This is a genomic window from uncultured Hymenobacter sp., from assembly GCF_964242765.1.
GTDB lineage: Bacteria > Bacteroidota > Bacteroidia > Cytophagales > Hymenobacteraceae > Hymenobacter.
Window position 1 is genome coordinate 1 of record NZ_CAXTBM010000102.1, and the last position, 13,738, is coordinate 13,738.

Here is a 13,738-nt window from a genome sequence, read left to right on the forward strand (position 1 = left end):
CAGCTACGCCTCTTCTTGCCCCGCAATACGATAAGGCCGAAGATATCTACAAGGACCTTGCGGTGAAACTAGACGAGGCCGTGGTTGCCATCAAAGCTGGGACTGGCTCCCCCGCCGTGGGCGCCGAGGACATTGTGTTTGCTGGCAACATGACCCGGTGGGTTCAATTTGCCAATACGCTCAAGCTTCGGATCTTACTTCGGCAATCCTTCGTGCCGTCTTTGGATGCTTACGTGCGGGCAGAGATGACCAAGCTTCAGTCGGCGCCTGATGGCTTCGTGACGGTTGATGTGCAGGTGCAGCCCGGTTATTTGCAGACCACCGGCAAGCAAAATCCTTTCTGGAACATGTACCGGGCCAATGCAGCGGGTGCGCAAGCAGCCAACCGTAACTGGCAGGCTGGCACGCAGTACGTTATCGATCAATACGCCAAGAACAATGATCCGCGGGTAGCACAGCTTTATGTTTTGGCTACGGCTGGCAGCTTCAACGGCACTTACAAAGGAGTGGTGTTAGGCGACCCGAACCCGCTGCCGGGCAGCACCCAAATATCCCGCTGGAAAGACAATGGCGGTATTCTGAAAGGTTTCGATGCGCCTACGCCGCTGCTCTTAGCGGCGGAGAGCTACTTCCTTCAGGCCGAAGCTAAAGCAAGAGGCTTTCTGGCAGGAGGCGACGCAGCAGCAAAAACAGACTTCAACAATGGCATTCGGGCTTCGTTCGTCTACTTCTATGCTCCGGCTCCCAGCCAAGCTTCCTCAACCAACAACGTTTCTGCTAATGCCGTCCCGGATTACACCAAGTATCTAGCCGCCAACCTTACCAATCCGCAGGTAAACTGGGACTTGCCTTCCAGCCGGCCCGACAAGGTTGATAAAATTATCTACCAGAAATATCTGGCCATGAACTCGGTAACGGCGATTGAGGCTTGGAACGAATACAGAAGAACCGCTTTCCCAAAGTTTCCGGCGTCGCTGCAATCTAGCTCTCCGCGGGCTGATAAGCTGCCGGTTCGGCTGCTATATCCACAGACCGAGATTAGTACCAACGCAGGAAATATTCCCGCCGACATCAATCAATTTACGTCCAAGATATTCTGGGATGTTCTTGATTAGCTGCTAATGCCGTAGTGCTTAAGAAAGGAGGTTGATAGGCTCAACCTCCTTTTTTTATGAGCTCAGCGCTCGGTCCTTGCTCACTGCATTTGAGCTTGAAGCACCACACCTTCCTTTACTTATCGGCGCTTCTCTTGACTGCATAGTAGCAGCAAACAACAATTTCTAGTATGTTCCTCTTGAAAAGCTACCCTACCTCATGAGAAAACAACTTGTTCTTGCGTACGCGCTACTGTGCGCCTTCACTGTCAATGCCCAAAAGCTTACGCCCACTGAGCAAAAAATACTCGCTTCGGTAAAGCAAAATATGCCGCAGAGCGAGAAGCTGCTGATGCAGGTAGTGAACATCAACAGCGGCACCCTGAACCAGAAAGGCGTACGCGAAGTGGGTGACATTTTCCGAAAAGAATTTGACGCTATTGGCTTTAAAACCGAATGGGTAGCCATGCCCCCGGCCATGCAGCGCGCGGGCCATTTGGTGGCGCAGCGCAAAGGCAAGAAAGGCAAAAAGCTCTTCCTTATTGGGCACCTCGATACCGTGTTCGAGCTGGATATGCCCTTCACCAAGTACACGCAGCTCAACGACACGACGGCCACCGGGCAAGGCGTCAACGATATGAAAGGGGGCGACGTGGTGATATTAGCTGCCTTGCAGGCCTTGCAGCAAAACGGCCTGCTCGATAACACCACCATTACGGCCTACTTCACCGGCGACGAGGAACGCAAAGGCGAGGGCGAAGCCAGCCGCGCCGACTTCATTGCCAAAGCCAAAGAATCGGAGGTCGCGCTGGCGTTTGAAGGAGCGGCGGGACTGCACTCGGTGGCTACGGCACGCCGTGGTTCTAGTAGCTGGCAACTCAAAACCTATGGACAAGCGGGCCACTCGTCTACCATTTTCAAGCCCAATGTGGGCTACGGCGCTATTTTCGAGGCGGCCCGCATTCTGAATGAGTTTCGGGAGAAGCTGAGTGAAGAGCAGTACCTGACTTTCAATCCGGGGTTGATAGTTGGGGGCTCGGAGGTGAAGTATGAAGCCGCCAAAGCGCACGGCGAAGTCGCCGGCAAAACCAACATTATTTCGCCGGAAGTAAATGTGGCCGGCGACCTGCGCTTCCTTACCGAAAAGCAAAAAGAAGATGCCCGCACCAAAATGCGCGAAATCGTGGCGCGTAACTTAACGAACACCCGCGCCGAAATCTTGTTCACCGATAACCTACCCGGTATGCCGCCCACGCCCGGCAACCAGAAGCTCGCTGCCCTCGCCGACCAAGTGAGCCGCGATTTGGGCTTCGGAGCCGTAACCGCCGGCGACCCCGGCTCGCGCGGCGCCGGTGACGTGTCGCTGGTAGCGCAGTACCTGGATTGCCTTGATGGTCTAGGTGCTTCGGGCAAAGGCGCCCACGCTCCCGGCGAAACGCTTAACACCAAGGAATTTCCGCTGCTTGTGCAGCGCGCCGCCCTGATGATATACCGCCTAACGCGCTAAGCCACAAGCAGGCACAGCCTACAGCCTACCTAAAGCACGTTGAAAAACGCAACTTTAGCTCTTGGAACGGTACTAGATGGCCCTCATTCCCTGAATGCTAGTTCAGGCAGCTCAAAAAAAGTCTCATTTTGGTTCGTTACAAGTTGAATGGTAACCAAAAAGGAATTACGCGGCATAATGCGTCCTATTTTGACAGTATTTGATATTATACAGGATTTTAAGTATAATTTAAAAGTTGCTAGTTACCGTATTAACAATGAATGCGCTCAAACAGAACAACGTCCACGTAGTAGGCCAGGGGCAGCAAACGCTTCTCTTTGTGAATGGCTTCGGCTGTGACCAAAGTATCTGGCGCTACCTTCTTCCTGCTCTTTCCAAGCAATATCAACTAGTGCTCTTCGACCACGTAGGCGCGGGTTTGTCTGACGCCTCGGCCTACGACCCTAAAAAGTATGCGTCGCTGGACGGGTATGCGCAAGACGTGCTTGCCATTTGCCGGGAGCTGAAATTAACTGATGTCACCTTGGTTGGCCACTCGGTGGGCGCTATGATTGGGATGCTCGCGGCCATTCAGGAACCTACTCGGTTTCAGCAGCTATTACTGCTGTGCCCTTCTCCCTGCTACCTCAACCAAACAAATTATTACGGTGGTTTTGATCGAGCTGATGTGGAGGCAATGCTGGCGTATATGGAAAAGGATTTCGTAGGCTGGGCCGATTCTTTTGCTCCGTTCCTGATGGGCAATCCCGACCAGCCGTCGCTGGCGGCTGAGCTGGCGCATAGCTTCTGTCAGAACGACCCTGCCATCGCCAAACAATTTGCCCGCGTTACGTTTCTGTCGGATAACCGGCAAGATCTGGCTTATCTGCAAGCGCCCTGCTTATTGGTGCAATGCGCCCAGGACCTAATTGCGCCGCTAGAAGTAGGCGACTATCTACAGGCTGCTATTCCGGGCGCTACGCTTGTTACCCTGCCCGTAAATGGGCACTGTCCGCACGTAAGCGCGCCGCGCGAAACGCTGAAAGCCATTGAAGCTTTCATGGAAGTATAGAATGGCTTATTAGCCTGCCTGCGGTATCCCTCAGAGCAAGTGCTTCTTGTGGGTACAACCTCCTCCTTGCCTCTCGCGTCTAACCGGCTATCCTTACTTAGCCCTTACCGACGCATGAGCCTTTGGGAAATTATCAAGCGCCTTTATCCGTACGTCCGGCCCTACCGCCCGCTGGTTATCGGCACGCTGCTGCTGACGCTGGTAGGGTCGTTGGCGGCACAGGTTAATCCGTTCGTGCTGCGCTATACTGTGGATACAGTGCAGGGGCTGCTGAACCAGAACAAGGGCTTAACACAAGGTGCCGACCTGCTGTTGCTGGTGAGCGTACTGCTGCTCGGCAAGGAAATCATCAACACCTTCATCCAGTTCGGGCAAAAGTTCTACGGCGAAAAAATCCGCATCAATGTGTCGAGCACCCTCTCGCAGGATGCGGTGCGCAAGATTCTGAGCTACCAACTCGGCTTCTATTCCGACAATGGCAACCAAACCGGCAAGCTCCAAACCCGCATCGACCGGGGCGTGGAAAGCTTGATGAAGCTGGTGCAGAACTTCTTTATCGATATCCTGCCGCTATTTGCTAACTCCATCGTGGCCCTCGTAATTATGTTCACGGCCAACGTATACGTAGGCTTGGTGGCCGTGTGCATCATGCCGCTCTACTTCTGGATTAGCTACCGGCAGGCCGACAAGCTGAACGGTACCCGCCGAGCTTTGCGCGGCTTGCGCGAAGCCAAAAGCCAAGGCCTCGTCAACCTAATCGACTCGGCCGTAGTCATCAAAAGCTTTGTGCGCGAAGACTACGAAGAGTTGAAACAGGCGCAGGCGCAGCAAAGCCTCCAGGAAGCCCAGCTCCAGACGCGCAAAACCAACTTCCGCTACGACGGCCTCAAAACCTTCACCGAGCAGGTAGGCGTGGTGCTCATCATCATCTTAACGGCCTACTTGGTACTCGACCGGCAAATTTCCATCGGGGCCATTATGTTCCATATCCTGCTCTTCAACAACGTGTCGGCGCCCATCCGGCAGCTGCACCGTATCTACGACGAAATGAACGACGCCCTCACCTACTCCGAAGGCTTCTTCGATATCCTCGATGCCCAAGGTGCCGTGGAGCCTACCGGCCCGCTGCAACCCGACCACCTGCGCGGCACCTTCGACATCTGCAACGTGAACTTCACCTACCCCAGCGGTACCCAGGCCCTGCACGACGTTTGCCTAACCATTGAGGCCGGCAAAACCACTGCCTTGGTGGGTTTGAGCGGCGCTGGCAAGAGCACCATCATCAACCTGCTCTGCAAGTTCTACGCCCCCGACCACGGCAAAATGCTCCTGGATGGCCAGCCCTTGGCCGACTACGATACCCACGCCCTGCGCCAGCAAATCGGGCTGGTGCTCCAGAAAAACCACATCTTCAAGGGCACCATCGAGGAAAATATCCGCTACGGCGTGATGGATGCCAGCTTCGAGCAAGTGCAGCACGCCGCCCGGCAAGCCTACCTGCACGAGCAGATAATGCAGCTACCCAAGCAATATGCGTCCGATGCCCAGCAGCTCTCGGGTGGGCAGCAGCAGCGCATTGCCATTGCGCGGCTGTTCCTCAAGAACCCGCCCATCATCTTCCTCGACGAACCCACTGCCTCCCTCGACGCCATTGCCACCGAGCAAATCAAGAACTCCCTCGACGCCATCAAGCAGGGCCGCACGGTGGTTATTATTTCTCACAGCCTGGCCCAAATCGTGGACTCGGACTGCATCTACGTCATGAAGGAAGGCCGCATGGTGGAAAGCGGCACCCACGAGCAGCTCTACGACCTGCGCGGCACCTACCGCGAAATCTTCGACGCCTCCGCCCGCAGCCTCAACATCGAAAAGCTAGCCCGCGTGATGGTAGACGATGAGGACGAGGTAGGCGATACGGCGGCGTGAGAGAACTATATTCCAAATGGTCTACCTACTTTCAACTAGCGCGAGTTTAGCGCAGCGTAATTCGTGACCAGCCGCCACGCGGAGGTTATACTTTTAATGCTGCGCTAGCGGCAGGCTGGAGCTGCTTTACTTATGAGCTTTCAGGCCAGTTGGGTGCTAACACAAATACAGTAATCCATGCGCTATTCCCTGCTTCTTGCGCTTCTGCTGTTCGCCCGGCTAGCACTAGGGCAGGTGGTACCGTATGGCAACAACCCCGCCGCCGGAAAGTACGCCACCGTGCGCGGCGTGAAGCTGTACTATGAAATGTACGGCGTCGGCCCGCCTCTGCTGCTCTTGCACGGCAACGGCGGCAGCAGCAAAGAATTCCAGAAAACCATTCCCTACTTCGCCAAGCGCTACCGCGTCATTGCCCTCGATAGCCGGGCTCACGGTAAATCCTTGGACGGCATTGATTCGCTAAGCTTCGAGATGCTAGCCGACGATTGCGCGGCCCTGCTCACCCATTTGCGCCTCGATTCCGCGTACGTGCTCGGTTGGAGCGACGGGGGTATTACGGCGCTGCTGCTGGCGTTGCGCCACCCCGAAAAAGTGAAACGGCTAGCCGCTACCGGCGCCAACCTCTGGCCTGATTCTACGGCCCTGATGCCGGAACTGTGGCAACAAATGAAGCGCGGCTACCAGCAAGGCCGCACTCAAACGTTCACTGACCCCGGCCGCAAAAACGACTGGAAGGTATTCCTGCTCGACTGGCGCCATCCCCACGTTCCGCTGCCGGCGCTGGCGCGCATCAAGGCCCCCGCTTTCATCATCGCCGGCGACCGGGACGTTATTCAACCCGAGCACACGGTGGCTATCTATCAAAGCTTACCCCGCGCCTGGCTTTGGATTGTGCCCAACAGCGGCCACGCTACCCTACAGGAGCATGCCGACGAGTTTAACCGCAAGACCGACGCGTTTTTTCAGGCCCGCATCATTCCGCCGCCCGCTCGCTAACCCCTTCGATTCCGCTGATATTTCCAACGTCCGGGTTGGCGACACTCTGGCCGTGCAGGAATCAAGTGTGACGCTGCCTTTCTTGAGGCTACCTTTCTTATAGCGTTCAGCATTACGTTAAGGGCAGCTTGGCTTGCAGCCAATTAAGTTGCGAAAGCGCAATGCATTTGCTTTCTATGGTGGTTATTTTAGCTGTCGCCTTATAGCTGCTTTACTCGTAGTAATCTCATGGAAACGTATGTACTAGGCGACATTCATGGGGCATTTCGGGCGCTAGAGCAGGTGTTGGAGCGCAGTCCGTTTCGCCCGGGCATCGACCGGCTTATTCATTTGGGCGACGTAGCCGATGGCTGGCCCGAAACGCCGCAATGCGTGGAGCGTCTGCTCGGCATTCCGGATAGCATCTGGCTACAAGGCAACCACGACCAGTGGGCCACCGAGTGGCTGGCCACTCTGCCGCCCCTGAGACAGGTAGACAAAGCTTGGTACACCCAAGGTGGAAAAGCTACCTACGATGCTTACCAGCAAAAGTCAGTGAGCTACATCCAGCAACATCTTCAAGACTTCTTTAGCAAGCAAATCCCCTATTTCGAAGACGAAATAGGGAATCTTTACGTCCATGCCGGCTACGATCCAACCGTTCCGATTGCCGAGCAAGACCCGGATTTATTGATCTGGATGCGCACCTTGTGGCAGTATGGCCTAGAGGCATCGGCTTACAATGAATGTTTTATTGGCCACACGCCTACCCTGCCGGAGAGTGAAGTTCCCCTCCAACGTGCCAACGTTTGGAACCTCGATCAAGGCGCTGCTTTCAGTGGTCGCCTGAGCATGATGAACGTACGCACCAAAGAGTTTGTCCAGAGCGACATTGTGCAGGAGCTATACCCTGGCGTGCAAGGACGCTAACCCTGCTTAGCTGCAACAATGCTTTTGCTGCTGGCGCCAAAACTAACTCGGAAGTCAAGACTTGTCACCAAGGCGCTGTGCTCACGGCGGGCGCCTATTTTCGTCATTGCAAAACAAGAAATCAGAGCGGTGCTTTTCCCGACCTCTACTAGCTTCTTACTCTTTTTACATCTTTGCGCAGGATTTGCAATATTGTTGCCTGCTAGTGATTAGCGGGCCGTTATCTGATTGCATCAAATTACCTATGACAAAAGTACTTTCCCCTCCTGCTTTACATACTGGCAGGCAACCCCATCTGCTGCCATTAGAGGAAGGCACGGTTATCCCCCGTGTTATTCACCAGACTTTCATGACCAAGAAGTTGCCGGCCGAGCTACAGCAGAATGTCGACAACATGAAAATGTTGAATCCTGGCTGGAAGCATATTATTCATGACGATGACGATATAAAGGAATTCATCAAGGAGAATTACGGACTTAACATTCTCGGTTATTATGAACGCATAAACCCGCGGTATGGCGCGGCCCGAGCCGATTTGTTCCGCTATTTGCTGCTTTATAAGTGTGGCGGCGTCTATTTAGATATTAAGAGCACCTGCACTCGTCCTCTCGATGAGGTATTGCAACCCGACGACAGATACATTTTGTCTAATTGGAGAAACAAGCCCGGTGAATCACACGAAGGGTTTGGCATGTCGAAAGAGGTAGCGCACCTTGCGGGCGGCGAGTACCAACAGTGGCATATCATTGCGGCACCCGGCCACCCTTTCCTGAAGGCAGTGCTCGAAACTGTGCTCACCAATATCGACAACTACCGTCCGTGGCTACACGGCACCGGCGGCATAGGCGTGCTACGGCTCACGGGCCCTCTAGCTTACACACTCGCAATTCAGCCGCTGCTACCCACCGCATCGTACCGGGCAGTGACCGACGAGACGGTCGTGGGCCTTCAGTACAACATTTATAAAACCACCTCGCACCGGGCAGTTTACAAAACGAATTACTCTTTACTAACCGAATCCGTCGTGCACATGAGCTGGGTGAATAAGTTGCCGGCTCATCTGTACAGCTTTGCGAAGAAAAGCAAGCACTTACTGTTTGGCCGGTAAGTAACGCCACAACCAGTAGCTCTCAGATCATGGGGTAGCTAAACCACCCAGGCTACGGCAAGAAACGAGGCGGGTTAACGCAGTTTGCTATGTGCACAAACTACGTTAGCCCGCCTTCCTATTTTCTGCCGTAGTAACCACTTTGGCCCAAAGCGCTTCATTATGATAGGCAAGCCCAAACACAAGTTCGGGACTTCTTATCAGCCGGTTTACGTGCGCAGAATCCCGCCTCGCTACGGCTTATGGCCTGCTGACTTTTTGCAATAAATGCCAGTCATTGACGTCCTTAACCTTTTTGAAAGTATTTAGTGAGTCTAGAAGCTTTTGGTCTCTAGCGGCAATATCACCTCTGATCAGTAGATAATCAGACTTCTCCATCAGCTTTCTAGGGCTCTCATTATAATACATATACCCCTGGTAGGGTAACCCGCCGCTTGCTTTCCTTCTAATCATACCAAATCTGTAGTCAATTATCCTGGTTGTAGAAATACCTTTATTTTTTACTATGAAATAATTTTGAAAATGGTCGTATATCATCCTTCCTCTGTAATAAGAATCGTAATTCATATACGAGAGAGTTTTTGTGTTATCAGTTGGCAATACTTCCGGAAATCCCTTGTTCTCCTGATCGAACTGATAGAAGTATTGGCCCCACAACACCAAATGCGCAAAAGCAACAAAAGTAGTCGCGTAAGCAAATAGCCTGTTATCCACTTGTGGTGCTTTGCAGGCAATAAAAATAAGAGCGAACAACAAAATAGTAGAGAAACGCTCATACAATGGCTCTTGGCCAGGAATACGTTGAGGCAGCAGAAAGTAACAAAAGCAGCTTACACCCAATAATATAAAAATATAAATTAGCTTTTCATCAATGGTTGGATACAAGCTTTGCCGCTGTACAGCATCTTTATTGGAAAAATACTTATAGGCAAGTATTATAAAAGGAACCAGAATAATGAAGGCCAAAAGAAGGGCGACTATTTTTCCGAGGGGCCCGCTAAACAGCTGCGCATTATCAGCCACTATAAACTTAGCTCTGATCAAAAAAATCTGTAAGAACTCATGCTTATAATATTCTTTCATAAACGCCCCGGTTGACGTTTCTTCGGTAGTGAAGCCAGCACTATTCTCGGCTGATTTTTGAAGAACAAACCACCAATAAACAATTAACAAGCCTAAAGGCACCAAGGTAAACGAATTTAGAACCAAGGCTTTAAAATTAGCTCTGTACCTATACAGCAAGAAAGATCCAACCATCATCATACAGAACAAGGCTACCATAGCGTGTGAAAAATACACCACTAATAATAGCAAGGATATAAAGACCATGTTCATAATATAAGTGGACTTCTTATCAATAGCTCGTAGCCACAGCCACAGGATCAGCAGCACCACATTGTTGGCTATGGCGTTTCCGGTAAAGCCAAACGTTAAATTATAATTGTATACTAAAATAAAAGCAATAATAGCAAACCATTTATTGCCGTTCAATTCCTTAATTACGAGCAACACTAATACGGGCAACGTGACTACAAGAACCAGATGCAATACCTTATTGGCAATTTCCACATCTGGGAAAATAGGCAAGGAAAAAAAGAATAAGTGAAAAGTGTTGGGATAAAGTAGATAATTCAGCGTGTAATACTGATTAAATTGATTGGAGGCTTCGTTATAATATCTATAAATTACTCCCTCTGCTAAATGACTAGGTACATCAGCAAAGGGAAAGAAATCAATGCACAAAACAATGGTTGCGTGTATACAAAGTAAAACGATAAAGAAAATCCAGAAGCTGTTTTTAAGTGTCAAAATGCAAGAGGTTTTATTAATGACAATTTTATTCGTGTGTTAGAACTCAGATCTTGATAATAAATATTATCAGCAATGCTTTTGAGAGTGATTTGCGAATATTCATCTTTAATTTAATATCTGCTACTAATAAATAGAGTGAATTGACTATTTTATAATAATAAATATTTAAATATTATTCACTACTTTTATGATACTTTATTATTTCCAGTTTATCAATTTTTATACTAACCACAAATACTAACACAGTTTTAATCCGCTTGAAGTTATAATTCTTTACAAAAGCTAATGCTTCTCACAAAGGATGGAACAAAGAGCAAGGCCGCAATATACGTATTCAAATTAAAGATTGCATATATTCACAAGAGCATAATATGCGCAAGATTATAACAATCACATTACTAATTGTCAGCCATTTAAATTCTGAATTAGTCGCATTTTAATAAGCGAATGTAAGATATCAAAGACTGTCTCCACGCTTCCCCTACCCCACCCTACTTCACAAACTTATTGATGCGAGCCGACATAGAGGCTCATTGAGTTTCATTGCGGGTACTCATAAAGCTTAAGCAGCTACAATTGTGGTAGCCAACACAGCTGTCGTTTGCTACAGCCAAAAAGGTGTTGTTCTGGCGGTAAGCGCTGGTGTTGCTGATGCTCGACACACCAGCCAATTTGTTGATAAAGGCTGTCACTACTACCAATACGCAGGAGCTTTGCCTTGAAACTATTGCGTCTTTCGGCATTAACTGACTGATAAGTTTTTCTACTTGCAGCTACGCCAATTGGTTATTTATCTGATTCCGAAGTTGATAAGAGCGCGCGCGGCTGCACAAACGGTTTAAAGCGCGCGAAAGGCTAGGCCCCAGGAGTAGCAGTGAGCCCCCACAGATTTGCAAAGGTGCAGGTTCCGCAATGCGTTGGCTGGGACTCCCCGGTTTTAGCTGAAACTGGTGAGTCCCGCTTGAATACTAGTCGATTTGACTACTCAAGTGAGACTCACCAATTTACTTGATTTGAATGTGGCAAACTTGCCTGAGTTCCGCCAGTTTCTTCCTATTGTCTCGGCTTACTATAGGTGCTATTCTTTCACGAACCGGCGCGATACGGGTCCCTCGGGTGCTTGAAAGCGGATGAAATAAGTGCCGGGCTGCAAATCAACAACCGGAATAGTTTGCCCTGGTGCCGTTTGCCCGTTGCTAACGCGCCGTCCGTCTTGGCCCATCACTTCGTAGGGCAGTGAAAGAGTAGCTCCGGCTACCGCCAGCTCGTCGTGCGCAGGATTGGGGTACACATTCAAGGCCAGTGCCCCCGCCGGATGCAGTACCAGGGTTGGGTTTCCGTCCAGAGTGTATACAGGCTGGTTGCTAGTGGCTGCGTTGTCGGCATATTCCACCACCCGAATGTGGTATGAATGACGCGGGTCTAGATTGCGGACAGATACGGAGTCGGCAGATTCGTCGGCTACCACGTATGTGCCTTGGCCCAACTGCTCACCCTGGCCGAAGGGAGCCACTGTATACCGGATGCCATCCGTGGGGAAAACATCTACCGGCCCGTCGGCCCGCATTAGCACCAAGCGGCGGTTGCCGGTTCCTCGGGTCCAGTGCAGCAGCATACTTGCCGAATCTTGGGTAGCGGTGAGGGCCGTTGCGTTTTGTTGGGGGGCTGATAGGTTGTGGGCCGGCCAGCCGGCTGCGCCCGGAGCCGCTACCCAGCCTAACTGGTCGAGTTCTTGCCAAAAGGCAGGCGTGCTAGGGCACGTATTGAGCAGGATGGCCCAAGTATAGCCCCCCGCTGTGCGCACCAAGTAAGTGGCCGTACCATCTAGCCGGCCCCCATGCCAGCGATTTCCAGCCCGGTTTACTTGCCATCCCTTGGCATACCCCGGTTCGGAAATGGAAGGCTGAACCAAGGTTGCTAGCGTGGAAGGTGCTAGCAAACCGGGGTGGTCGGGGCCGCCTTCCACGGCCTGCACCAAGCGCACCAAGTCACGCGCCGAGCACACCCAGCCCCCGTGGGCCCCCATGGCTTCGAGGTGGAAGCCGCCGTAGGCAGCAGGCACCGTTTGTCCGGAGCCATTGCAGGCCAGTGTTTGGTATTGGCTTTGGTATTCCGCCTCCCGTTCCAATCGACCCGCAGGCAAGTCGCGGCCTAAGTGCGCTTCCAACGCCCCAGCGGGCACCAACAAGTTGTTCTGTACCCACGTTTCGTAGCCCTGCCCCGTAACAGCTTCCACTATCTTGCCCAACACCAAATAGCCTATGTTGGAATAAGCATAGCGCATACCCGGCGCAAAGTTCAGACGCTTAGCCAACAGAAAACGCACCATGGTGGAGTCGCCGACGGGACTGGGCACGTTCTGCTTCTGCGCTACATGCAGCGGGAAATCCACTGGGTCGCAGCTGCCGTACCCGTCGCACCCCACAAGCCGGTCCCAGCCTGCGCTGTGTTCGAGTAGTTGCTGCACGGTGATGTCGTAGACACGTTGGTCGGTAATGACACTCGTGTAATACGAACTTTGCAAGTACCCTTGCGGTCCAAATGCTTTGCCCGCCAAATTCAGACGCCCTTGTTCCACCAGCTTCAAAATAGCCATGGCGGTTACCGGCTTCGAGAGGCTAGCCACGCGCAGCAAGTGGTACGGTTGCAAAGGTTCAGTGCGGGCCAAATCAGCGTAACCGAAGGCCCGGGCGTAAACCAGCCGATCTTCCGTGCCAAAAGCAGCAGAAGCTCCCAATATTTCCCAGCGCTGCATAAAACGTTGCAACGCCACTTCAAACTGTTTGAATTCTGGAACCGGAATGCCCGTTTGGGCTCCAACATTGAAAGAAAGCAGGAATAAGATAAGAGTGTAAATTTTCTTCAAATTAAATATAAATAAAAGACCATAATAACCTCGGATTCCGCCTCTCAGCGCCCCGAAATAACATGGCAATTTTATTAGATAATCTGAAGTTTAAAATACAATAATTGCGTAATAAATATAAATTTTATAATAACCAGCACTTGTGTCTATATCATCACAGCACGTACATATCAATTGAACTATACTTATAGCAAGACTCTTCTAAAATAGCATGTCATTCTTACTACACTAATCTTTTCGGAACAGGAAAGATGCAATCCGTGGGGCATTGAGCCGGCTTTCCTCATCGAACCACTCATGAAAGGCGACGATAGTGAAGCCTTCTTGGCGGGCGCTTTCGGTGTAATCGGAGATGTGATGAATGTGGCACTCCAACTCGAATACGCCACCAGTGGTGTCGAAACGGGCTTTGCTGCCTTGGTACTGCTTGAATGGATGCAACTCACCGATGTAAAACAAACCCTTAGGT

The 13,738-nt window shown here is 51.4% G+C and carries 9 protein-coding genes and 1 pseudogene; 7 read left to right on the forward strand and 3 right to left on the reverse strand.

Annotated elements, in window-relative coordinates; translation table 11 throughout:
• The 7 genes from ACFE7X_RS23760 to ACFE7X_RS23790 all read left to right on the forward strand — a co-directional run.
• A partial coding sequence (locus ACFE7X_RS23760) for a SusD/RagB family nutrient-binding outer membrane lipoprotein (protein WP_375438170.1) occupies positions 1 to 1,115 on the forward strand: 1,115 nt, incomplete at its 5' end.
• A gap of 199 nt (positions 1,116 to 1,314) precedes the next feature.
• Positions 1,315 to 2,601 carry a M20/M25/M40 family metallo-hydrolase gene (locus ACFE7X_RS23765; RefSeq protein ID WP_375438171.1) on the forward strand — a complete coding sequence of 429 codons (1,287 nt, stop codon included), beginning with the start codon at positions 1,315 to 1,317 and terminating at the stop codon, positions 2,599 to 2,601.
• Positions 2,602 to 2,857: 256 nt separating this feature from the next.
• Positions 2,858 to 3,652 (forward strand): alpha/beta fold hydrolase, encoded by a 795-nt coding sequence (locus tag ACFE7X_RS23770; protein ID WP_375438172.1) that lies wholly within the window; start codon positions 2,858 to 2,860, stop codon positions 3,650 to 3,652.
• A gap of 114 nt (positions 3,653 to 3,766) precedes the next feature.
• Positions 3,767 to 5,578: an ABC transporter ATP-binding protein gene (locus ACFE7X_RS23775; RefSeq protein WP_375438173.1), complete on the forward strand. Its 1,812-nt coding sequence runs from the start codon at positions 3,767 to 3,769 to the stop codon at positions 5,576 to 5,578.
• Positions 5,579 to 5,755: 177 nt separating this feature from the next.
• On the forward strand, positions 5,756 to 6,574 hold the full coding sequence (locus tag ACFE7X_RS23780) for an alpha/beta fold hydrolase (protein WP_375438174.1): 819 nt from the start codon (positions 5,756 to 5,758) through the stop codon (positions 6,572 to 6,574).
• Positions 6,575 to 6,802: 228 nt separating this feature from the next.
• On the forward strand, positions 6,803 to 7,483 hold the full coding sequence (locus ACFE7X_RS23785; RefSeq protein WP_375438175.1) for a metallophosphoesterase: 681 nt from the start codon (positions 6,803 to 6,805) through the stop codon (positions 7,481 to 7,483).
• Between the two features lie 244 nt (positions 7,484 to 7,727).
• Entirely contained in the window at positions 7,728 to 8,591 is an 864-nt protein-coding gene (locus tag ACFE7X_RS23790; protein ID WP_375438176.1) for a glycosyltransferase family 32 protein, read from the forward strand.
• Positions 8,592 to 8,831: 240 nt separating this feature from the next.
• Here ACFE7X_RS23790 and ACFE7X_RS23795 read toward each other — a convergent pair whose 3' ends face one another.
• The 3 genes and pseudogenes from ACFE7X_RS23795 to ACFE7X_RS23805 form a co-directional block, all read right to left on the reverse strand.
• Positions 8,832 to 10,400: a hypothetical protein gene (locus ACFE7X_RS23795; RefSeq protein ID WP_375438177.1), complete on the reverse strand. Its 1,569-nt coding sequence runs from the start codon at positions 10,398 to 10,400 to the stop codon at positions 8,832 to 8,834.
• Between the two features lie 1,081 nt (positions 10,401 to 11,481).
• The gene (locus ACFE7X_RS23800; RefSeq protein ID WP_375438178.1) at positions 11,482 to 13,269 is read right to left on the reverse strand and encodes a serine hydrolase; all 1,788 of its coding nucleotides are present in this window, start codon (positions 13,267 to 13,269) and stop codon (positions 11,482 to 11,484) included.
• Between the two features lie 228 nt (positions 13,270 to 13,497).
• Positions 13,498 to 13,738 (reverse strand): annotated as a pseudogene (locus ACFE7X_RS23805) (SAM-dependent methyltransferase); the annotation flags it as partial.